We start from the raw sequence: 23276 nt of genomic DNA on the forward strand, positions 1-23276 counted from the left end.
GATACTCCTTGAGCCAAGGGATTCGCTGGAAAGCTTTAAGAAGGGAATCGAGGCTATGACCAATGCGTTAACAAGGCAGGTAAAAGCCCTACTGACGGGTTCGATAGGCACGGCCTAGGAATTTTCAACCCCGCTCGAATCACTTTTTATGAATAGGCGAAGTAAAAAAAGTCCTGTGAATTAATGATTCCCGATGAACATGAAAACCGCCTCCCGTAAATGGTTGGTTGCAACCGCCTCGATTGTTGTTGCTGCTGTCGTCCTAGGCCTCGTCTTGTCAATTCATGTCATTCATAGGCCGTTGGTGAGGGTCGTCAATACAAACGGTCAGGAAGGCCCAGTAACAGTCAACACACCAGCACCAGTAAGCATAAACGTGCCAATCTACGTAGTCGGACTGGCAACGCTTGTTCAGAAACTCATCAACGCCGGCATAAACCAATCACTAATCAAGCCAGTAACAATCAATGAATTACCGAGTCTACCAAGCAATAGCTTAGTAATCATTGATTGGTCTGTTCTTGGTCCGAGTCTCGTTGTTAATAAGAGTGGTGTTGTTTTTGTCAATACCAACTCGACGGTGTTTGGTTTGATTGTGTTGTTGATTGAGCGTGGTGATTTCCTGATAATCCACGGAAACGCCAGTGATGTCTTGCTTATTGAGCGTGCCCTAGCCCTGGCGTGGTCTAGGGCATACAACACGAGCATAGTCGCAATGCCAGTACCGAAATACCTAAACGGCCTAAACTACGTGGTAGCCTACGGAAACGAGAAAGCCCTCATAATAGGACCACACACACTATCATCAGCACTGGAAACAACAAACAACCTATGGACACCAATAATAACAAAGCAGCCTTCAATTGATCCTAGTGATGATGTATGTGAGCAGGTTATCCAGGAGTACGGTGTGCCGGCCAATCAACCGGCCCAGGTTAATAATGCATACGTCATTGTCTATGGTGAGCAGACTTATAGTGATTCGTATGGTTTAGCTACAGTTGATTTCTGCGTCTCTTGGGCGGGGATAGTTGATACTCAGTATAACGGTTACTCAATCGGCTATGCCGAACTTTATAACTATATCTACTATGAACCGAACAGTGGGACTTATATTAATTATTTGAAGTCCTTCCAGGATGCCTATGCATCGTACATGGTCTATGAGTATGAGAATGGCGAGATCAGTGCATCTCAATTACCCCTGGATGTCACATACATAGCGGGCAGTGGTGGCGGCTACTACCCAGGCTACTGGACTAGCACGGCTGGGTTTAGTCCTCATGCTCAGCAGTGTTCAGTAAGCGGTAGTTACACCGTCTCTTTTGCGACTGGCTTCTCTATATCAGCCACAGGTCCGAGTGGAGGCATAACTGTGAGCAACTCCATAACCCAGGGGTATTCCTGTCCACAGGTTACCTTAAATGTTGTTGGGGATGGCAGTAACTCGACACCGATAGGCGGTGCTGTTAATACCACGTGGATTTACCAACCAACTACAACAAACACAGATATTAATGATCTTGCGACAGAGAGTGAAGGCAATACATACATGGGTCCTGCGTATAATCCGCAACCCTCGGCATATACAATACCTGCTGGTGCCTCGGTTGACGTGAGTGTTGGTGGTTGTGACCTCATAGGGACGGAGCATGAGCACATTGTCTATGACATTAACTGGGACGTTTGGGTTAACTCAAACGGTGCTATGAGCAGTTACAGTAATGGCGCATACATACCACCGCCAGCCTACTACTACAATGAGAACTCCTGGACAACAAACAACGGCTTCTATACAACCCAATACTGCACCTGATGATTGAGAACAAAACCCCCAATCTCAATCAATCCCCAACCCTCTTTAAACCCCCTTAAATCAATCATTAATCATTATTGATGAGAAACTTCCTTGAAGCATGAAGGCAATGATAAATGCCCCTAATAAGCAGGTAAAGGATGGCGGCGCCCGATATTACGGGCAGACGAGGATAGTGCCAATCAAATTACGTTAATGATGACCCCACACTAATTACCTTTTGATAGTGCTATATACTTTAATTATCGTCGGGACAATAACGAGGACAGTATTCTGGTTAATACCTAATCCTCATACCCTCAATAGATTGCGAAAATTACAAAAACACCATTAATTTCACCTTTATGATGAGAAACATCTTGGTGGGCACTTGCGGATTCCCCACGGCACGGTCTAGGTATTACTCGTTGTTTAGGGTTGTTGAGTTACAGGAGACCTTTTATGACCTGCCGACACAGGATAAGATGAGTAGTTTGAGGGGGGAGGCTCCCGCTGATTTTCAATTTGCAGTTAAGGTGCTTCAGGGATTGACCCATACCAGCGATTCACCGACTTGGCGTAAGATAAAGAGAGCTAGACTCACGGGTAACCTGAGTAATTACGGATTATTGAGACCCACGAGGGAGAATCTCGAGCTTTGGGATGAATTTGTCAACGTAACCAGGTCCCTTAACCCGGTGTTTTATGTCTTTCAGACGCCGCCTTACATGGAGGTGACTGAGGATAGTGTTAGGGATGTTATTGAATTCTTCCGCACGATAGGTAATGGCGATAGGATTGGTTGGGAGCCTAGGGGCCTTAGTTATAATAACGTTAACTTACTAAAGAAGATATTTGAGGAGACCGGTATTGTGCATGTTGTTGATCCCTTTAAGCACGAGGCACTAGTTACCCGCAGTATAGCCTACTTTAGGCTTCATGGGATTGGGAAGGGCGAGGTTAATTACTCATATAAGTACACTGATGATGACCTTGGGAGACTTAAGGCCATCATTGATGATACCGAGTCATCCACAGTGTACGTGATGTTTAATAACGTGCACATGCTCGATGATGCCATCAGGTTCATGAAGTTAATTGGGAAGTGATATGGTGAATAACTTCAGTAGGCAGGTCGCTGAGGGCGTCTTGAAACTGCTCGGCAATGATGATGTTAGGGTCCTTGACCAATGCAACTGCCTCAACTACACATACGTGCTCATAGGGACCAGGCTTGGGAAGTTCCTCGGTATTGCCTATACTCCACTTGAGGATTTAAGGGCTGGCGAGGTCGGTGTCGTTCCAAGGGTTGAGGAACTCCCTGAACTTGTCGTTAACCTGGATTCCCTGGTTAGGGCCTTAGGGATTGCACTAGTCAACGCCATATCCCATTACTTAGTCGTGCGTGAGAGGCTTAGGCTTATCCAGGGTGATTTGAAGAGAGAGATTTTAAAGTACGCTAGGCCCTTGTGCACTGCCTGCTTTGTTGGTAGTATTACACCGGTTGCCGAGACGCTTAGAGGTCAGTGCACCGTTTATCAACTTGAGAGAAGGAGTGATTTGAGGCATGATAGTTATCCAGATGTTGATGCGCCGTTCATAATACCGAGGTGTGACGTATTAGTGATAACGGGTTCCGCGATTATCAATAATACAATTAATCAATTATTAGCCATGAAGAAGGAGGGGGCGACCACCGTATTAAGCGGACCTTCTGCTGCTGCATATCCTACTGTACTTCATGAGTTAGGTATTGACGTTATTGGGAGTTCCCTGGTTAAGGAATCTCATTCAGTTATTGAGCTTTTAAAAGTTGGCGCAGGATATAGGTTACTTGATAGGAAGGGGTTATTGTTTAAGTACATATCTACGAGGAGTGTTCAATGAGTAAGAGTGTTCTCGTTATTGTTAATTGTAGTAAGAGGAAGTCAGTTAGGATGGAGTTAGTTAGGGAGAGACTTGGTTTGGTGCCTGGTTTTGATCTTGAGAGGGAAGATGAGTATAGGAAGGTGTTGAGCGATTTAATGAGACCAGCGATTGACATGTATGATGGACCTGAGTTCAGTGTTCTTAGGCGTTTTAGGAGCCGCATTGATGTCTTTATATTATCCGCTAGGTATGGCGTAATAAGTGGTGAGAGGTGGATAATACCTTACGATGCTTATTTAGGGAAGGCTGATGAGTCTGTATTGAATAAGTGGATGGTTTATGGTAATCCTGATCTGGAACGATTAATTAATGGTAGGTGGGATTACGTGATTATTAGGTTAACGAAGACGTATATTAAGTACTTCAGGAAATTAATAAGTGATCCCTGTAGGTTAGGGACTGAGATTCACGTAATTACTGGTAAGGATAATACCCTTAATTGTGACAATGTGATTTACCATTATGTGAGAGGACCTGGTGAATCTCAATCTATATTGAGGAGATTATTAGTTGAGAGGAATTCTTTCAGTTTCTAATAATTCTACATAGAAAAATTTTAAAAGCAATTAATTAAAGTATCGTTTATATACGGCATTTTAAACGAACATTTTAGTAAAAGACAGTTAGTTTTTTAAAGACTTCATTTCGTGTTATCACTAAAGCCATAGATATGAATAATAATTCAAGTAATAATGCACGTAATAGCACGAGCGAGGTAGGTTTACGTAGAGTGCTTGGATTTTGGGACGTATTCTTTGCAAGCCTAGGTGGGCAATCACCATTTCTCAGTGACTTGACCTATGCCTCTGTAGTTTTAGCCATAGCTGGCTTAGCGGGGCCTGTGGCAATAATAATTGGTACGATTGTTGCCTTCATTAATGGTTTTGTAGTTGCACGGTTAAGTAAGAGAATTACCGAAACTGGTGGTTATTATAGATACGCCACTAAGTACCTTGGTGGTACACCGACAGGTTTCTTCATTGGTTGGAATTACCTATTCTATGCTATTCTTTACGGTGACGCTTATGTAATTGGTGCGTCGTATATTTCCCAGTGGATTTTAGGCATTCCCTGGCAGATAAGTCTTCCCATATCGCTGGTAATAATAACAATATTAGCTTACCTAGGTGTTAGGATATCGGCAAGGTACGCTATTTTCGCCGGTTCATTAGAAATGACAACGCTTATTTTAATATCCGTGGTTCTATTATTAATTCCGCACGGGGTATTCTTTAATCCATTTAGTTATGTATCTTCAGTATCATTACCCACATTAATGGTTTCTGTGGTTTATGCAATAGCAATACCTACAGGATATGGAACAATTGCGCCACTGAGTGGTGAAGTTAAGAAAGCGAGAGAAACCATTAGTCGTGCTGTTGAGGCAGTAATAATCACGGGGGGCGCCTTAGCTGCATTAGCCATTTACTCAACAGCTGTTGCTGGATTATCTTACATGAATCTTCACGAGTTCGTGAAATTCCTAAATGAAGCAGCAGATAAGGGCTTATCACCTGTGGTGATAATACTACATCACTTCCTAGGTATATTGTTAGACCCAATAATTATTTTCGTAATGATAAATGATGGTGTACTTGGTGGTCTCGCATATGTATTAGCAGCATCAAGGACTCTCTACGCAATGGCTTATGATAATCAATTACCAAGCGCATTATCACTTGTTAATAGTAAGGGCAATCCCACAATCTCCGTATTAATTAGTGCACTATCGCTTGATACTATTGCGTTAATAACAACTTACTTACTTGGTCCATTTAACGCATTTTTACTCCTTGGTTTCTTATCAATGCTTGCTAACCTAATAGTTCACCTATCATCTAATCTTGCCCTGTTTAGAGCGGCGACTATGAAAATGAAGGCTGTACTGTATGGAGTTGATACCATGAGGGGTTTAGATAAGGCCATGTCTATTGCGGCGGTATTAATAACGATATTTACGGCAATAGAATCCACACTAGGTATAAACCCTGTTAAGTTGATGCCCTACTTCATTAGTCTAGTTATAATTATATCATACCTAATGATAAAGGCATTAATAACACGAAGAAGATTTTTCAAGGCTGGAATCCATAATTATAGAATGACCAAATAAATTATCTCAATAATAGAAGTAATGGGAGGAGAACCAGGGATATGATTATCATTAATATCCATGGTAATAAGTACGAAATAACCATAACCTCAGTAAATAATATACTAAGCCACATACCTATAGCCATATTCAATGCATTCAAAGTGGCCAGTGATAATGCTGGATTCTCATGTTTAGCAACCAATACGTATGCTGCAGTCAATGTTAACTCATTAGTATAACCCATTAATCCACCAGCGATTATTATAGCTGCTATATTAAGCGTAGGTATAGAAATAAGGGGTATTGTACCCAACACCGTCAATGCAACTATCAGCAAAACCTTATTCCTAATGACATCGATTATTCGTCCTGAAAGCCCTCCAAATATGCTTGAAAATAGCATAATCGATGTCAACAATGAGGACAAGTAAAGAGGTAAACCCCTGGCAACTGCGTACGTTGGTAGTAAATTACCGGCTGCGTAATAAGCGCCCCAGAAGCCGCTGGTTGCTATACCAATTATTACTGCATTATAGCTGAACCTAATACGTAATCTACGCATGTAACCACCCTGTATGAAAAATACGATAAATGCCAGTGGAATGCCAATAATACTAAGCAATAGTATGGATGATTTCCATCCAAGGAAGGTGTACATAACGCCCCATGCTAATCCTATTCCTGAACCAAGACCAAAGGCGGCATTATAAATGCCAAGCAATGTACCTACTCTATCAGGATACGTTGATGAGAGGATGGCAGCACCCGTTGAAAAGAAGAGGGCAGCACCAATTCCTGCAATTAATCTAAGGATCAGTATCTCATAGAAATTGCTACTGAATGGTATTAATGAACCTGTTATAGACATGATAAGTAAACCAAGACCTGCCGTCCTTGCATTGCCCATGTAGCTCGCGATAATACCCGCCGGTACTTGAAATGATGCAGCGCCAACAATGAACATTAGAGGAATTAAGCCAAGTAGCGCCTTACTTACCCTAAGCTCAATGCTAATTATCGGTAATGCCGGGGCCAGGTAAAACCAATAAACGCTATAGATTATTCTTGCTAATATTATGATTATGGCAATAGTACTTCTTCTCATTGGGATGAACTATGCAGTATCGCATTAATTTTTTATTATTTAAGAGCTATCCATGGTTTAATATATATTAATCTCTAGTTTATAGATAGTATAAATATAAAAAGTAAAACATATACTCTAATCTAAGTATTAACTATTCATTGTCTTGTATGAGTGCTATCTCTAGCATGGCTCTGGCGGCAACAGACCTTGTGTATATAGTTGGTGGTGCCATGTTAATAACAGTTGGCAGTGTTAATATGAATATTGGGAAGAAGAATGAACCTAGAGATCTCGGCATAGTTTTTATTAGTGGCGCCATTATGCTGTTAATAGGGACGCTATTTGATGTTCTTGCTGGCAGCGCATTGTCTGCTGCGGCCACGGCGGTTTTCGATGCGATCCTTTGGATGATTGGTATAGCAGCGACGGTGGGTAAAAGCAATTTATTTGCCATGAACCATGCATTACTTTATTCAGGGATATACTTTTTATTTGTTACAGTCTTGGCTGGATTAACGGGACAAGTACTATTAGCATTAGCGCTCCTTCTCTTAGCGTTCCAGGTATTGACAGCAGCAATAGCGGGTTATAGAGCAAGCGCTAGGCTGCATTGGACTTCAGGTCTCCTAGCAATTATTGATGGCGTATTATTCTTAATACTTGGCGCCATAGTATCACTAGGAATACCACCGCCACTTGGTATAATACCGCCATGAAGCCCAACGCCTTCTCAGAATCAAAATTATCATACCCCATTCTCTATTTCCTCATCTTCAGGATTTACATCAATGTCCTTTAGCAGGTAAATAGCATTATCAAATAATATCGATTCTAAATCATGCCTCGGTAATCCAGACAACTCTACACATCTTAGATTCATAATTACCTGCTTAAACCTTAAATAAGGATAACCACCACCGTAAATGATTCTATCCGTACCTACTGATCTTACAAAATTCCTACCCATTAATGTATTAAATAATATGCATGAAATACCAGTCGACTCTATGTAGACCCTATCATACCTCTTCATTAACTTAACTATTCTCTCAAGCCACGGATACGACATACCCTCAGATATGCCTAGAGCAGACAATACTAATTTAATGCTATATCTCTCGAGAAAATCATTGAGAATATCAGGCATAAGGCTTTCAAAGCATATATCCACACTATATGGACATGGATCCAAGTGCATTATGAGTAATATATCATTTCTTTCGACATATTCAAGGATTGCCTTAAAGGCTTTCGTCTTTATTGGATCAAATAATTGAAGCGTCGGTGATACTACAATACCTTTAACATTAAGTCCCTCTAATTCATTAAGTTTCTCATAAACATACTTAATACCTAAAGATGGATTAATGCTAGCTAATGGCACGAAGAAACCATTGTAATTACTCATCGCTTCATACCATAACTTTACATTGTCATACATCCTCGATGACCACATACTCGTTAATTTAGTGATGAATTTACTCCAAAGCAATGCTGAGTATTGATCTTCTGCTGATAATTTCTTGAGAAAATCATTAGGTAATATATGAAATAATGGCAAGGCATCTATTGGTTGTAAAATAGCCCTTGTAACTTTAATTGATGAAAGTCTATCCTTAATTAAGGATAAGTCTACGGACGGACATGCATGGAAATCAATTATCATATAGAATACATATAGTATCTGTGTTTTTAAATACTATTTAATATATACTCTATATACTTCATGTCATAAGCACGTTCTTATAAAGCTCCCTAAGAACCTTCTTATCCGCCTTAGCAGTACTCGTCTTAGGCAATTCCTTCTCACTAATTATTACCTTATCTGGTACCCACCATTTTGGTATTTCGCCCTTTTCCACGAACTTCATTAGGTAGTTCTTGATATCATCCTCCGTAACCCTCTGACCAGGTCTTGGAACCACGACCGCTATCGGCCTCTCACCCCACTTTGGATGAGGAATACCAATAACGGCAACCTCACCAACCGCTGGATGAGTACTAATTATGTCCTCCAGTTTCGTACTCACGATCCACTCACCACCACTCTTAATCACATCCTTAAGCCTATCCATAATCCATATATGGCCATCAGAATCCCAAACGGCCACATCGCCAGTATGTAGCCAACCACCGCGCCATAACTCCCTAGTCTTCTCAGGATCCTTGAAGTAGGCTGGTGTTAGCCAGGGTGATCTAACCACGATCTCACCAATGGTCTTACCATCCTTAGGCACATCCCTACCGTACTCATCGACAACTCTTATGAACGTTAATGGTATTTGCCTAAGTCCCTTCATTAGGTATGTTTCTTTCTTATCCTCAGGCCAGTTGAAGGATTGTGGCTTAAACAATGCCTGGGCAATCACTGGCGCCGTCTCCGATAAACCATAACCATTAATGACAATTATACCCCTAGACCTAGCCAACTTATAAAGACCCTCAGGCATTGCTGAACCTCCATTACCGTATTTAAGACCCCTCAGATCGTACTTTGTTGAATCAGGATGCGTAAGGAGTAGATATAGTATTACGGGAACCCCATAAATATACGTAACCTTTTCCTCACTAAGCGTCTTCAGTATATAGCCCCAATCCATACGCCCTGTAAAGACGTACTTTTGACCAGCAAGGAACATTGCATATGGACCTCCCCATGCATGCACATGATACATTGGTACAAGGGGCATTACAACATCTCTAATACTGAGTTCATAGGGTGGCGCAGCCGTTGAGATCGCGATGGCCGTTGCATGAAGCACTAATTGCCTATGGGTGAAGAATACGCCCTTCGGCGGTCCAGTAGTACCTGAGGTATAGAATAACGTGGCCACTGTTTTCTCATCAAGGTCCTTAAAGTCATAAGGACTTGAACTCTTTATTAAATCCTCATAGTTATAAACTTCAATACCTGGAAGCTTTACCTGAGGAGGTACTGGCATATCAGTCATTAATACCACCTTCTTAACGGTCTTAAGCTTCGGCATTATTGCCTGTATTAACGGTATGAACTCATCCTTAACAAATAGTATTTCATCACCAGCATGATTAATCGTGTAGACCAAGTCCTCTGGTGAATATCTAATGTTTACCGTGTGTAATACTGCACCAAGACCTGGAACAGCGTAATAAAGCTCTAAATATCTATGTGAATTCCACTCTAATGCGCCAACCCTGGTACCCAGTTTCTTAGGATCACCTGGCTTAACACCAAGCTGCTCAAGCGCTGCGGCGAGTCTCCTAACCCTATCCCAAACCTGAGCAAATGTGAGCCTTAACTTAGGTGCGTCAGGTGGCGCATAAATAATTTCCTGCTCAGGGAATGTATCGGCACCCCATTTTATTAGGTTAGTAAGTGTTAATGGGTAGTCATAAAATTCAGTAGCTCTTTCTACCAGTTCTTCAAGAGACATCCTAATTAATGACATAGTATGGCCCTTAGGTTTAATCCTTATCATTAATATATAATTCTATATAGGATTTTAATAAAGACAAAAGATAATAATGATAAATGACGATAATAATTATAGTGAAAATCAAGATAAATATTATATAAAGTTAGAGCTAAGAGCAAGTACTATAGTTTTAGCGTTATTAGGTTATGTATCATTGATGTTGATTAATGGTGTTGATACATATATAGGATATTTATTAACTAGGTTTAAGTTGTCTAGGGTTTAGGTTGTCCTTAATGACTGATGTTTTGGATTTGTTTCCGCAGTACGCTGAGGAGTTGAAATTGTTAAGAAAAACTGCTAGGGAATATGCCCAGAGGAACTTCTCGCCTGAACTTGCTAGGGAGTATGAGAAGAAGGAGGAGTTTCCATGGGATCTTTATAAGAAGGCTGGTGAACTCGGCTTACTGGCTCCATCAATACCCACTGATTATGGCGGTGGTGGTTTCACAACATACATAGCCGATATAGTCGTTACTGAGGAGTTAGTTAGGGCAGAACCAACACTAGGACTTGCAATAATGGCTGGTCCCTTCACATCTCACATGCTTTACTTCTTCGGCACCGAGGAGCAGAGGAAGAAGTACCTACCGCCTGTTTATAGGGGTGAGAATACATTTTTTGGCGCATATACCGAGCCTGAGCATGGTACCGACATTACCCAGTTAAATACGGTTGCAGAGAAGAAAGGTGACAAGTACATAATTAGGGGTATGAAGACCTTCATAACAAACGCGCCAACAGCAAAGTACGGCCTACTCCTTGCACAGACAGAACCCGAGAAGAGACATAGGGGTCAGACACTATTCATAATACACACTGATTGGCCTGGTATTACCATTAGGAGATTAACGGGAAAGATGGGACAGAGGACAATCCCGGTTGGTGAGATCTACCTCGACAATGTTGAAGTACCTGCCGAAAACGTATTAGGTGGTGAGGAGAAGGGCTTGAACCAGGGATTCTACTGGACACTGGCGTATTTTAACGTATCGAGAATCGGCGTGGCAACCTTAGGCCTTGGCATTGCATTAGCTGCCTTTGATAAGGCCCTTGAGTATGCCCAAAAGAGAAATCAATTTGGTCAACCACTAATAAACTTTGAAATGATTCAGGAAAAGTTAGCCAGAATGGCTATGCTAATTGAGGCAGCTAGGTCATTAATATATAGAGCTGCGTATTATGTTGATGATTACTTAAAGTTTAAGATCGACCCAAGAGCCATGGGGGCAATCGCAGGCGCCGCTAAGGTTTATGGAACTGAGGTTGCTAATTACGTGGTTGACGAGGCCATACAAATACATGGTGGTTATGGATACTTTGAGGAATTCGATGTGGAGAGGTATTGGAGGGATCACAGGGTTACGAGAATTTATGAGGGAACTAACGAAATAAACCTACTAACAATAAGTGATGCCTTAAGAAGAGGCGTGTGGAAGCCATAGGTTTGGCTATTTAAAATAATTTTCTTATACGTTCAATATTCACTGATGCTATATATAAGTTATATTTAATTAATCTCCCTTGGGAACTTTACCTATGCCTAGATCACCAATTGAGTACATGAACTCTGTTAAAGACGGCAGGGTTGTTTACTACAGGGGTAAGAGAGTTGATGATATAACAACACACCCAGTGATTAGTATAGCGGTTAGGCATGCATCGGATTTGTTTAGCGTTAAGGAGAGATTGTATGAAGATCCTAATTACGGTCTCGTAAGTAAATACTTTAGGATACCCAGGAACACGAATGATTTACTTGATAGGTATAAGTTGATTTACGAAGATACGCTTAGATTCGATGGTTTATTTAACATAGTACAGGCCATTGGTAGTGACGCACTCTTCTCATTAATGATAATTGCCAAGAAAGTTGATAGGAAGTACGGCACTAATTATTATGATAGAGTAATGAGGTATTACGAATATGCTGTTAAAAATGACCTCGCAATGGCTGTTGCACAGACTGATGTTAAGGGTAACAGGGCTAAGAGACCCCATGAACAGGAGGATAAGGACATGTACCTGAGGGTTATTGAGGTGCGTGATGATGGCATAGTGGTTAATGGAGCAAAGATACACACGACACAGGGACCGGTGGCAAACGAGATAATTGTACTGCCATATAGAGCCCTCGTTGAGGAAGATAAGGACTATGCAGTTGCCTTTGCAATACCAGCGAATACCAAGGGTCTTAAATTTATCGTTAGACCCGTGCTTGAGTACGATGGTAACTCCAATGCCGTTAATGCAGCGAGTAGATTTGAAGTAGAGGCACTGATTGTTTTTGACCATGTGTTTGTACCGTGGGACAGAGTATTCCTATTCAGAGAGTGGGATCTGGCTGGGCAGTTGGCTTGGACTTTCGCGACATACCACAGGTTCACGGCAATATCCTACAGGGCAGCCACGGCTAATTTATACCTGGGTGCAGCACTTTATGCGGCTAGGGCTAATGGGATAGAGAATGCACCGCATGTCAGGGATTGGCTAGTCCAAATGATTATGTATAAGGAGATACTGAGTATGGGCGCCATGGCTGCCGCCCTAGAACCCTGGATTGATGAGGGAATAGCCATACCAAACCCAGTTTACACGAACGTGAGTAAGCTATATGCCAATGCTCACTTCATAGATGTTGTTCATGGACTCATAGACATTGCAGGTGGTCTAATAGCCACAATGCCTTCACATGATGATTATGTAAACCTAGAGGAAAGGCAGTATATTTCGAAATACCTTAGGGGTGCTGTTGATGGCGATACAAGGTACAAAATAATGAGCCTAGTTAGGGAGTTAGGTGCAAGCCACTTAATGGGTTATTTATTGACGGCTATGATACATGCTGAGGGTTCTGAGGCAGCGAGTAAAATAGGCATGTTAAGAGAGTATAATTATAAGGAGGCTGAAGAATTAATAAATAAAATATTGAGTAAAATAAAAATTTAACCAAGAATTATTTCATAAAGATAAAAAATAAATACTTATTATTAAATTTCAGTGGAGACCGTGATAAATCTAAGGGTGGTTATAAAAGAAAATCAAAGAAAATAAAAGATAACTCTCAAATGAACGGTTAATACAGCGTCGCTGAAACTATTTTCCTCAAACTTTATTTATGGACCTAGGCAGATGACTTACTAAGTAGGATTCTTTTAATTACCATACTTAATCACGTTGATACTAATATGGAGAATAGGGAGGTTAAGGACTTAGGAAATTGATTAAAGTGCACCGAATAAGTCCCACCCATATAGAGAGATCTCATTCTGGTCGGCGTTAAGGCACTTGATGAAATAATAATGGTCAGGATAATAAGGACGCAACCTAACCAGGATTAACTAGGTAAACCGTACAACAGTCAATAGTAAGGCAAATTGATGTTCTTTTGCTTAGTAATTTCATGGGTTATGAAGTCAAGTATGGAAGGAGAAACGAGCGCATATGCATTAGGGTAGGTATGATGAAGAGGGCACTAACGATACCAAGGAGAACGGAGTATATTGATGTAATACCTGCCCATATATTTTTATCGGTAACTCAACGTCTAAGGAATTTCATGCCTTCTCGAAGCCAAGCACATCTGCGTAATTGCTCAGATCAAGCAATCCATGCCCAGAGAAACTGATCAGAATAACCTTCCTCTCGCCAGTCCTCCTAGCCTCATCGGCTATCTCCTTAACAACAGGTAATACATGGGCTGTTTCCGGTGCAGGTACATAGCCCTCAACTTGGGCAAATATCTGGGCCATCTTAAAGACCGCCTCTTGGTCATAGTCACGACCCTCAACGTATCCCTTACTCATTAGGTAAGATAGTGTTGGTGCCACGGCGTGGTATCTTAAACCACCTGCGTAGATTGGTGGCGGTATGAAATCTGCACCAATGGTATACATCTTCAATTGAGGTAATACCCTACCTGTGTCAGGGTCATCATACTTATAGACACCCTTAGTTACTTTAGGCACCTCCAATGCTCCAACCGCTATATACCTACGCCTAACCTTACCACTCCTCAACTCATCTCCAATGAATGAATAAAATGCACCACCCCAATTAGATCCACCACCAACTACGCCAATCATTACGTCGGGATCCTCACCAATCAATTCCATCTGCTTCTTGGCCTCAAGACCTGCAATAGTCTTAAACATTATATCGGCATTTATTACGCTACCAACCACGTACTTACCACCATTCTTCAACGCATATTCAGCAGACTCAGTTATTGCAATACCCAGGCTGCCTGGGTGATTCGGGTTTTCACGTAGTAATTTCCTACCGAACTCCGTTAAGTCACTTGGGCTTGGATTGACGTCGGCACCGTACATTTGCATTAAGTACCTCCTCAGTGGCTTGGCGTAGTAGCTGGCTCTAACCATGAATACGTAGGCCTTGACCTTAAATAACGCGGCTGCTAACGCCACCGCTGAACCCCACTGTCCAGCGCCTGTCTCCGTGGTCACGAACTTAGCACCATCCTTAAGCGCATAATATACCCAGGCAAGTGCCGAGTTTATCTTATGACTACCCGTGTACGTATAGCCCTCCATCTTTAGGTATATCTTAACTGGCGCATTTAGATACTCCTCAAATCTCTTCGCCCTAACCAATGGTGTTGGCCTACCCACTTGTAAGTAACGTTCTAGGACCTCCTCAGGTATTTTCACGAACCTCTCTGTGGAGAATTCAAGCCTTAGTGGCTCTGATGGTATTACTTGCTTCAGGAGCTCAAGCCTTTTGCCATTGTCTGGGTCGTATGGTGGTGATAGTGGTTCTGGTAGGTCTGCGAGTATGTTGTACCAGTGCGTGGGTATTTCATCTACGGGAAGGTCTATTCTATATTTTTCCATTCCCAGATAGTTACCACCGTGTCTTCCTGCCTATTTTTTCTTTATAAGCATTATCTGGCCATACATAAATTACTATTATTTAGAGTAATAATAAAGACAATATTTATGTCGTAAACAATTTAACCTCAATAGAATAATGAATTTATCTAATTACTTTGATGATCGCCTAATTTTCAGGATCTCTCTAAGTAATGATAATTCATCCTCAGATAGTTGATCCTTGAATTGTGTCATTAGGGTTATTACATGCTCCTCAGGCACATCCACGTATAACTCATCACCCTCCTTAATCTGCCTACCAACCATTAAATTACCCTCTATTGATATTGCCACTTCCATGCCCTTCTTAGCCTCTTGAATGTTCTTACCCTTATCCTGTATTTGCATTATTGTACCTATTCTCTTACCATCCCCCCTCATTAATGGATACCCAGGCTTTATCAATCCCTCAATTACTGCAACACCGACTATCACTGGATTACTTCTTCTGAATACATAGCCAGGAAGAATCCTTATTTTTCCAGGCCTTATGTATCTATCAAGTTCCATCTCGATAAGCTTGGTTTTCTGCTCCTTATACCACTGGGTAAACTCCTCAACAAGCCTATAAAGTATTTCATTTCTAAATATCTTAACTCCATACTGCATGGCCTCGACCTCAATATCATGAGGAACCTTAACATTGAAAGCCAGGATAACTCCATATAACGGGTTCTTCTTCCTAACTATGGAAGCATCAACAACATCTCTCCTACTTACATTACCAACATCAGCCTTCCTAACAGGTATTCCCTGGCTTCTAAGGTAAATAACCATTGCCTCAAGAGTACCTAGAGTATCTGCCTTAGCAACAACACCTTCCTTATCAGTCTCTATCTTAACCTCCGAAACCTCCTCTCTAACCAACTTAACATACTCATCCAGCGAAGCTCCCTGAGGAACAACAAACACCGGTGCGCCTGGAACAACCTGCTCAAGACCATCAGCAATTATCTTAACACCAGCCGCAGCCCTAACCTCATCCATGAACATGTACCTATCCTCAGGATCCCTCATCTCATTAAGTGGCTTAGGCATCACAAGCATCTTGACCTTGGTACTCACATAACCCTCAAGGCCGGCCGTAACTATTAAATCACCCTTTCTAATAACTCCATCATATAGAACAACATCAGCCGTGACCCCCCAACCTTTTTCCTCCCTAATCTCCATAACGACCCCCCTACCAGGTCCATACGTTATCCTTAACTTATCCCTATTAAATCTCTGGCTTAACCCCGCCAGGACAACGAGCAAGTCGGCTAAGCCCTCTCCAGTGACTGCGCTTGTGGGTACAATAGGCACTTGGGCATCGAAATCCCTCACCCTATCGTACCTATCAGCATCCATCCCTAATTTATTGAATTCCTCTATTATCCTTGCAATGGCCTCCTCAACCCTACCCTGGACATCCTCCCTCTGCTTTTCATATGAGTCAAGGAACGGTGCGTTTTCATGAGGTTCCCAACCGTATATTCTATCGAGCTTATTCGCCGCAACCACGAAGGGTATATTCCTTGATTTAATTAGGGTGAGGCTTTCGTAGGTCTGTTCCTCAAATCCCCTGGTAATGTCTATGACGAGAACAGCCAAGTCAGCCACAGAGCCACCTCTACGCCTTAAGTTGGAGAAGGCGGCATGACCTGGCGTATCAACCATTAGGAAACCCTTAATCCAAACCTTGCCCTTAAGCCTAAATTTCATGAGTAGTGGATCAGCTATTCTCTCTATGGCATTCCATGGTATGAAGGATAGACCAATGTGTTGTGTAATCATCCCGGGCTCTCTATAGGCCACAAACGTACCTCTTATTTTATCGAGTAATAATGTCTTACCAACATCAACATGACCAACTACTACGGTAATCGGTGGTCTATAATCCATTAATGAATTATCAACCTTACTCATAATTATCTAGAGTGATGGAGAGAGCTTGATTTAAAAATCATTTTTCTTCATAGCATAGAAATGCAGGTATTACTCTCTTTAATAATAGGATTACTAGAAATAAAATGAAAATCGATAATGATGATGCAAGCATTAATGTAAAATAATTAGTGTTAATACCCAGTATTATCATGTACATTGTCATTACATGACCTAGCAATGAGTATATATAGTATGTGAGTACTACGGATAATGAGAGAACAATTAATGATATTAGAAAGATACGAATATCAATTAATTTACTTAAGGATAGAAATATTATGAGAGCTGATATCACTAATAAAGAAAGAAGCAATGCATCGCCCACAGCCCTAGGTACCAGGAATAATTCAATTACCGAGTATGCTTCAATAATAATGAATAAATGCCATGAGTAATGAGAATTTAAGGCAACGATTACATATGATAACAGGATTAGAACAACGCCAATTATGCTGAGAATCCTTAATCCTAATCCGTAAATTAGCAAATTAACTATTAGTAAGATCGTGATCCCCATCGCTATCGGTAATCTTAAGGACCTCATAATTCATTCACCGAGAACTATCACATTCACGTCACTTAGGTCAATGTTAGCCTTAATTAATTCATTAAATGAAGCCTTGGTTATTAATAATAAGGAATTCTTATTCAAGTATTTGCTGATAATGTTTACATCCTCCCTTGATAAGCCGTAATTAGTCTTTACCGGGTAAAGGAACAATGCTAATTCATCAGTACTTACTTCCTTAACGTACTTTCCAAGAATACTCGTGGCCCTATTAATTAATTCCTGGGTATTTTCCATGCCTATTACTATCTCCCTAAGCTTAAGCTCTAAATCAGCCAATGAAGTACTTGATGTTATAGTTAATAACCTTACTAAGCCATTACCGATTAATACGAGAATAAAATTCAAACCCTTTAGATAACTCAGGTATACTAATGCTTCATCGATTGGCCTATTATCATTCAAGGGTTTAAGCATTCTAGGTGTGTATTCCATGATTACTAACCTAGGTACATTACCTGCCTCAGATCTCGCCACGCTTATTAAGTCATTAACCCTAGCACTGGTTATCCAATGAATATTACTGGCAGGTTCCAGGAAATTATACCCCCTTAGATACATGAAATCGCCCAGTCTTGACTCCATTAATGTTATACTCCTCATGTAATCACCAGGCATTTTTTGACCACCCATTGCTAATAATACCCATTTACTAGGTTCTATTGGTATTGTACGTTCAATTTTAATAAAACGGGAATTCCCAATAATACCGAGGGGGTCGGAAATCCTGATAATAATACTCAGGATCTCAGCAATACCAAACCACCTAGCCCTTACGTTAAATTGCTCCTGAGGCCCATTTATTACTACGTAATAATCATCATTGCATAATAAGTGGGGAGAGCATATTAGGGATACGTGGGCAGGTATTTTTAAACGTAATGGCGATGCCGCAGTAATACTTAGTATGACACTTTGCCTGGCGAGAATTACCTCATAACTAATCTTAAGTGCCCTTAGGACTATACTGGTTATTAGATCCCACGTTAGGAAGTACGATGTGAACACTAGAAATAAACCAATACCAGTTAGTAATGGTGCCTCATTTTTCGCGTAAATCCCCAGGTACATTAGTAATGCCAATACTACGTAGATAATTAAGACAGCATTATTCCTAGTAATGGAGCCCATCCCTCAAGCCCCACACTAACCCTTAACATTACTTAATTACTTTTATTGGAATGCGCAAACCAATTAATGAAGGATAACACAATGCTAAGACCTCCTGCTTAAGTAGTAATAAATGTAGTACCCTATTATCCACGGAATCATTAACAAGAAGGAGACTAATGCCGTATATAGTACTATTGACAACAATTGTGAATAATCATGAAACTGCGAAGTACTTATTGGTTCAAAGGCCACCCAACCAAAGCTTGTAAATGCCTCAACCCAAATCACGGCATTACCATCTAAGTGATATACATAAGCGTCATTACCCAGGGACTCACCTGCAAAACCCAACGCTATCCTCGTTGGTATCCCCAATGACCTAAGTATAGCCATGGTTAACACTGCATAGTCCGTAAAGCTTCCCGTACCATTAACCAAGGTATAATCAATGGGGTATGTTGTATTGGATATCATGAAATGATCACCATTTAGGTAACTCAATAATTCCTTAATCGCCAATACCCCACTTGCATTAAATGATATTGGTATTAACCCCCACGATATGTTAATACCCAGTGGTTCCACATAATCCCTGGCATAAAGCGCCTCAATACCTGTATAATTAAGGCCCTGGGATACGTGGCATATCATTAACTTAAAAACCGCAGCATCAATAGGCTCCTTACTTGCTAATAAGTCACCAGGCTCAAGTACATTAACCTCGGTAAATGGCATAACGGATACTAGGGTTATGTTTGAGACTATGAGCGTTAATGACTTACCTACATTGATGATGAATGGCATGGGTATTACCTCAATTGGTTGTGAGAAGTTCTCGTAAATAATGAATGTATTACAGTCAGTACCAACGGCAAGGCTTATCGTTATTGGAGGATAATCCGTAATCACTGGAACGGAACTCTGCGTACTAATCAATTCATTACCTGTTGAGTTATAATTATCGAACGTGAAATACCTCAATAATACGGGTATTCCTGACTTAACGTATACCGTGAGGTTTACATTTACCAAGCTAGATAAGGCAGAGTATGACAAGGTGCTTGGCTTACCAACCTCAATTATCGGTGTAAAGGTACCTATGAATGATGTACTGTTTATTGAACCCTCGTAAAAACCAGCATAATCCGAGTCATTGGCAAAATCAAGAATTCCAGGAAATATTCCCTGCCCCTCAATGGCATTAGAACTCATTAATTTAACAGATGCCCTTGGTATTACCATTACCGCATACTTAACATTGCTTTGTTGAGCTATTAATTCAATTATGAAGTCATTATTAGTGCTGGCCACTATGAAGTAGGGAGCACTTATTGATATTGAGTACGTCACTGATGAACCTGATGCTGCAGGCCTAATCGCAAGCATTACCCCCAGCAAAAGCATTATTAATGCGCTCATTAATTGTTTGATTTAATGGACCTTAAAAAATTTCTTTTGCACTCCCTAATTCTCATTGCACTAATCATTGAATTACTGGTATTAATAAATACACAAAGCATTGAAGCATCGACTCAGTTGAATTACCTGTACAGTGGTAATTATGAGCCTATAGCATGGCCCATACTCAATGTAACCCTTACAGTAAATAAGTCATTAACTAATGGTATAGTAATAATAGTATCTCCTAGTACAGAATCAATAAACAAAGCCTTCACAGGACTACTTATCTTACCTAACAATACCTCCTACGTAATTACGGGCTTTTTAGGAAGCTCATTAATCTACATAATTAGTATTGAGAGGATGCCCAATCAAAGCGTAATTAATAATCAATATAGTCAATACTATGAAACAAACGGAAGGGGTAATATTAAGAAGAACCTAGGAAATGCTGCGGATAATTTAACCACCAGCTCATCAATGGGTAACCTAACTAAGGCAGGAGGTAAGGGAGAAAGCAGGAAATATGAGGCGCCCTGGAACCTTAATTATCCATTAATAGTAATAATAGTAACAATTATCATGATTTCAGTCTCATTAGCAACCATGTACATGAGAAGGAGCATGAAATACCCTGATTGCCTTGAATACGGCATTATGAAGATCATGCAGAAGATGAGGATTAGGGAACCAGGGATAACGCATAGGGAATTAGGTAATTACATAATTGACCGAGTTAATGAAAGGCAAACGGTCGAGGAAATGGTGAGACTGTTTGAGGAGGGTATGTACGGCAATAGGGAAGTTAATTGTAGAAGGTTTATGACACTGGTTAGGAGAATCCTCAAGAGAATTTAATTTGCATAAACTTTAAAAATCATTACTGAGAACGAACGCTGTATGAGAATTTACACATGCGCCTTCTGTGGAAGACCAATACCACCAGGCACCGGGATAATGTATGTCAGGGCTGATGGCACAGTACTTAGATTCTGCAGTAGGAAGTGCTTTGTAAGCGCCATCAAGTATAACCGCGACCCAAGGAAACTGGCTTGGGTAAGGAAGGAGACGAAGAGCGCCAAGGCCCAAAAATGAGAAGTTTTTAAGTGAATTCTTGCTTGCCTTAGGTTAATGGTCATAGTCTATAAGGGCAGGCGCGTTATGCTGGACGTATCTAAGGTCGTACTACCAAATGGTCGTGAGATGAACCTGGAGAAAATTGTCTTTCCTCATGCCGTAGCTGCACTACCGATTTATGAGGGTAATAAGGTCGTATTGCTACGTCAATTCAGACCCGTTGTTAATGACTACGTAATTGAAATACCAGCAGGCGTTATTGAGGAGGGTGAAAACCCTGAAGAGGCCTTAACCAGGGAACTTAGTGAGGAGATTGGCGCTGAAATCGATTACTTTGGGAAGCTATTCGAGGGCTTCACCACACCTGGCTACTCCACTGAATATATGGTAATTTATTACGTCAGTATTAGAAGACTTGGCGAACCGAGGCCTGAACCCCATGAGGTTATTGATAGGATTGTTATTGATCTTAGAGATGCTGTAAACATGGTTATTAATGGCAGTATAAGGGATGCTAAGTCGGCGTTGGCTATAACGCTATACATGCTTAAGAAGGGTGCTAAGGCGTGATTTCATATGGTTTTGACTGAGGAGTTGGTACTTAGGGTTCTCGCTGATATTAAGATCGAGCCTAGGAAGTTCGCAGCCCTCTACGTATTTAGAAATAGTAATGATATCTTTAAGGCACTCGTTGTGACAATACTGACGCAAAACACGAATGATAAGAATGCACTTAGGGCTTACGAAAACCTCGTTAGGATTATTGGCGATATAACACCTGAGAAATTGGTGAATATTGGCGAGGATGCCTTGGCTAATGCCATCAAACCCGCTGGTATGCATAGGATTAGGGCTAGGAAAATTATTGAGTTATCTAGGGTAATCCTTGAGAACTATAGAGGTGATTTAACGTGGATTAAGGACCTACCTCTCGATGAAGCTAGGAAGGCATTACTTGAACTTCCTGGTGTTGGTGAGAAGACTGCCGATGTAATACTCGTTAATTTAGGTAAGCTAGCATTCCCTGTTGATACTCACATAACTAGGATATCCATTAGGCTTGGCATTGCCAAATCGAGGAATTATCATGAGATACAGAGGGCTTGGATGAGAATATTAACGCCAGACCCAAGCAGGTACTTAGAGATCCATCTTAAGCTTATTCAGTTTGGTAGAGACATATGCATTGCTAGAAACCCGAGGTGTGATATGTGTGGATTTAGAGAGGTCTGTACTTATTATATTAGTAATGTCAGGGGGAAAGATAATTAATGGTTTTAATGAATTAATTCCTTAAGGTATGGTGTTGAGTCAACCTCCTTATAACCTTCCTTGGTTATTGTCACGACATCAATACCCTCACCACTTCCTGGATCATGATATATGGCTGACCTGACCGCTCTAACGGCTAATCTAACAGCTTCCTCAATGCTCATGTCTCTCTTATAACCATCCTCAAGAACGCCAAATGCCGTTGGTGAACCACTGCCCGTCGCCATGAACTCAGTCTCCTTGGTTAGAGTCCCGAAGAAGTCCAGCATGTATATCACGGGTCCTTCGTCAGGATCCCAACCACCAAGTATCATATGCACTAAGTAGACAAATGGCCTACTTGAGAATACCACGAGAGATGCATAATTGGCTAGAGCTCTTATTGATATGGGTTTCCCAGTATCCACTTTATACTGTATGGCTGTTGCTGTTAGAGAATCAAGAACCTTTTGCAGATCTGCAACACCACCACTCATCGTTGCTGCTATATGATTATCTATTTTCCAAATCTTAACGCCCTTCTTTCTATGGGCTATATAATAACCTGCCGTGACTCTTCTATCCGTGGCTAGCACAACACCGTCATTAATCACTATACCTACCGTGGTTGTTCCAGTCATTAATCTGGTAAGGTTTTCATTATTATTGCTAATCATCAACCTC

21 protein-coding genes are annotated in these 23276 nt (G+C 41.0%); 12 read left to right on the forward strand and 9 right to left on the reverse strand.

Annotated features, from left to right (window positions below; translation table 11 throughout):
- Positions 1–193 precede the first annotated feature (193 nt).
- From VMUT_RS03475 to VMUT_RS03495, 5 genes are all read left to right on the forward strand, one after another.
- Positions 194–1816 carry a hypothetical protein gene (locus VMUT_RS03475; protein WP_013604045.1) on the forward strand — a complete coding sequence of 541 codons (1623 nt, stop codon included), beginning with the start codon at positions 194–196 and terminating at the stop codon, positions 1814–1816.
- A gap of 362 nt (positions 1817–2178) precedes the next feature.
- Positions 2179–2904, forward strand: coding sequence for a DUF72 domain-containing protein (locus VMUT_RS03480; protein ID WP_013604046.1), 726 nt, complete (start codon positions 2179–2181; stop codon positions 2902–2904).
- A gap of 1 nt (position 2905) precedes the next feature.
- Entirely contained in the window at positions 2906–3682 is a 777-nt protein-coding gene (locus VMUT_RS03485; protein ID WP_013604047.1) for a Rossmann-like domain-containing protein, read from the forward strand.
- Positions 3679–4260, forward strand: a complete 582-nt coding sequence (locus tag VMUT_RS03490) for a DUF6884 domain-containing protein (protein ID WP_013604048.1) — start codon at positions 3679–3681, stop codon at positions 4258–4260. The genes VMUT_RS03485 and VMUT_RS03490 overlap by 4 nt, the downstream gene beginning before the upstream one ends.
- 134 nt (positions 4261–4394) lie before the next feature.
- Positions 4395–5837: an APC family permease gene (locus VMUT_RS03495; RefSeq protein ID WP_013604049.1), complete on the forward strand. Its 1443-nt coding sequence runs from the start codon at positions 4395–4397 to the stop codon at positions 5835–5837.
- Between the two features lies 1 nt (position 5838).
- On the opposite strand, the gene VMUT_RS03500 is transcribed toward VMUT_RS03495, so the two are convergent.
- The gene (locus tag VMUT_RS03500; protein ID WP_013604050.1) at positions 5839–6924 is read right to left on the reverse strand and encodes an MFS transporter; all 1086 of its coding nucleotides are present in this window, start codon (positions 6922–6924) and stop codon (positions 5839–5841) included.
- 149 nt (positions 6925–7073) lie between these two features.
- Here VMUT_RS03500 and VMUT_RS03505 point away from each other — a divergent pair, with 149 nt between their 5' ends.
- Positions 7074–7622, forward strand: a complete 549-nt coding sequence (locus tag VMUT_RS03505) for a hypothetical protein (RefSeq protein WP_148224645.1) — start codon at positions 7074–7076, stop codon at positions 7620–7622.
- A 29-nt stretch (positions 7623–7651) separates the two neighbouring features.
- On the opposite strand, the gene VMUT_RS03510 is transcribed toward VMUT_RS03505, so the two are convergent.
- A complete protein-coding gene (locus VMUT_RS03510; RefSeq protein ID WP_013604052.1) occupies positions 7652–8572 on the reverse strand; it encodes an amidohydrolase family protein in 921 nt (306 codons plus the stop codon).
- Positions 8573–8630: 58 nt separating this feature from the next.
- A complete protein-coding gene (locus tag VMUT_RS03515; protein WP_048057162.1) occupies positions 8631–10319 on the reverse strand; it encodes a long-chain fatty acid--CoA ligase in 1689 nt (562 codons plus the stop codon).
- 278 nt (positions 10320–10597) lie between these two features.
- On the opposite strand from VMUT_RS03515, the gene VMUT_RS03520 reads away from it, so the two are divergent.
- Both VMUT_RS03520 and VMUT_RS03525 read left to right on the forward strand, forming a co-directional pair.
- The gene (locus VMUT_RS03520; protein WP_013604054.1) at positions 10598–11806 is read left to right on the forward strand and encodes an acyl-CoA dehydrogenase family protein; all 1209 of its coding nucleotides are present in this window, start codon (positions 10598–10600) and stop codon (positions 11804–11806) included.
- Positions 11807–11900: 94 nt separating this feature from the next.
- Positions 11901–13310, forward strand: coding sequence for a 4-hydroxyphenylacetate 3-hydroxylase N-terminal domain-containing protein (locus VMUT_RS03525; RefSeq protein WP_013604055.1), 1410 nt, complete (start codon positions 11901–11903; stop codon positions 13308–13310).
- Positions 13311–13918: 608 nt separating this feature from the next.
- Here VMUT_RS03525 and VMUT_RS03530 read toward each other — a convergent pair.
- The 5 genes from VMUT_RS03530 to VMUT_RS03550 all read right to left on the reverse strand — a co-directional run bounded on the left by VMUT_RS03530 (position 13919) and on the right by VMUT_RS03550 (position 20282).
- Positions 13919–15214: a TrpB-like pyridoxal phosphate-dependent enzyme gene (locus VMUT_RS03530; RefSeq protein WP_013604056.1), complete on the reverse strand. Its 1296-nt coding sequence runs from the start codon at positions 15212–15214 to the stop codon at positions 13919–13921.
- A 150-nt stretch (positions 15215–15364) separates the two neighbouring features.
- Positions 15365–17161 (reverse strand): translation initiation factor IF-2, encoded by a 1797-nt coding sequence (gene infB / locus VMUT_RS03535; protein WP_013604057.1) that lies wholly within the window; start codon positions 17159–17161, stop codon positions 15365–15367.
- A gap of 37 nt (positions 17162–17198) precedes the next feature.
- The gene (locus VMUT_RS03540; RefSeq protein WP_148224646.1) at positions 17199–17726 is read right to left on the reverse strand and encodes a hypothetical protein; all 528 of its coding nucleotides are present in this window, start codon (positions 17724–17726) and stop codon (positions 17199–17201) included.
- Positions 17727–17729: 3 nt separating this feature from the next.
- Positions 17730–18881 carry a DUF58 domain-containing protein gene (locus tag VMUT_RS03545; RefSeq protein WP_013604058.1) on the reverse strand — a complete coding sequence of 384 codons (1152 nt, stop codon included), beginning with the start codon at positions 18879–18881 and terminating at the stop codon, positions 17730–17732.
- An 84-nt stretch (positions 18882–18965) separates the two neighbouring features.
- Complete coding sequence (locus VMUT_RS03550; protein ID WP_013604059.1) at positions 18966–20282, reverse strand: transglutaminase-like domain-containing protein; 1317 nt, start codon at positions 20280–20282, stop codon at positions 18966–18968.
- A 15-nt stretch (positions 20283–20297) separates the two neighbouring features.
- On the opposite strand from VMUT_RS03550, the gene VMUT_RS03555 reads away from it, so the two are divergent.
- The 4 genes from VMUT_RS03555 to VMUT_RS03570 are packed head-to-tail and all read left to right on the forward strand — an operon-like array spanning position 20298 to position 22613.
- Positions 20298–21122 (forward strand): hypothetical protein, encoded by an 825-nt coding sequence (locus tag VMUT_RS03555; RefSeq protein WP_048056846.1) that lies wholly within the window; start codon positions 20298–20300, stop codon positions 21120–21122.
- Between the two features lie 42 nt (positions 21123–21164).
- Complete coding sequence (locus VMUT_RS03560) at positions 21165–21359, forward strand: 50S ribosomal protein L24e (RefSeq protein WP_013604061.1); 195 nt, start codon at positions 21165–21167, stop codon at positions 21357–21359.
- A 36-nt stretch (positions 21360–21395) separates the two neighbouring features.
- Positions 21396–21911, forward strand: a complete 516-nt coding sequence (locus VMUT_RS03565) for an NUDIX hydrolase (protein ID WP_013604062.1) — start codon at positions 21396–21398, stop codon at positions 21909–21911.
- 6 nt (positions 21912–21917) lie between these two features.
- Positions 21918–22613: an endonuclease III domain-containing protein gene (locus VMUT_RS03570; RefSeq protein WP_013604063.1), complete on the forward strand. Its 696-nt coding sequence runs from the start codon at positions 21918–21920 to the stop codon at positions 22611–22613.
- 5 nt (positions 22614–22618) lie between these two features.
- Here VMUT_RS03570 and VMUT_RS03575 read toward each other — a convergent pair whose 3' ends face one another.
- Positions 22619–23269, reverse strand: a complete 651-nt coding sequence (locus VMUT_RS03575) for an Ntn hydrolase family protein (RefSeq protein WP_083805464.1) — start codon at positions 23267–23269, stop codon at positions 22619–22621.
- Between the last annotated feature and the right edge of the window lie 7 nt (positions 23270–23276).

This window comes from Vulcanisaeta moutnovskia 768-28 (assembly GCF_000190315.1).
Classification (GTDB): domain Archaea; phylum Thermoproteota; class Thermoprotei; order Thermoproteales; family Thermocladiaceae; genus Vulcanisaeta; species Vulcanisaeta moutnovskia.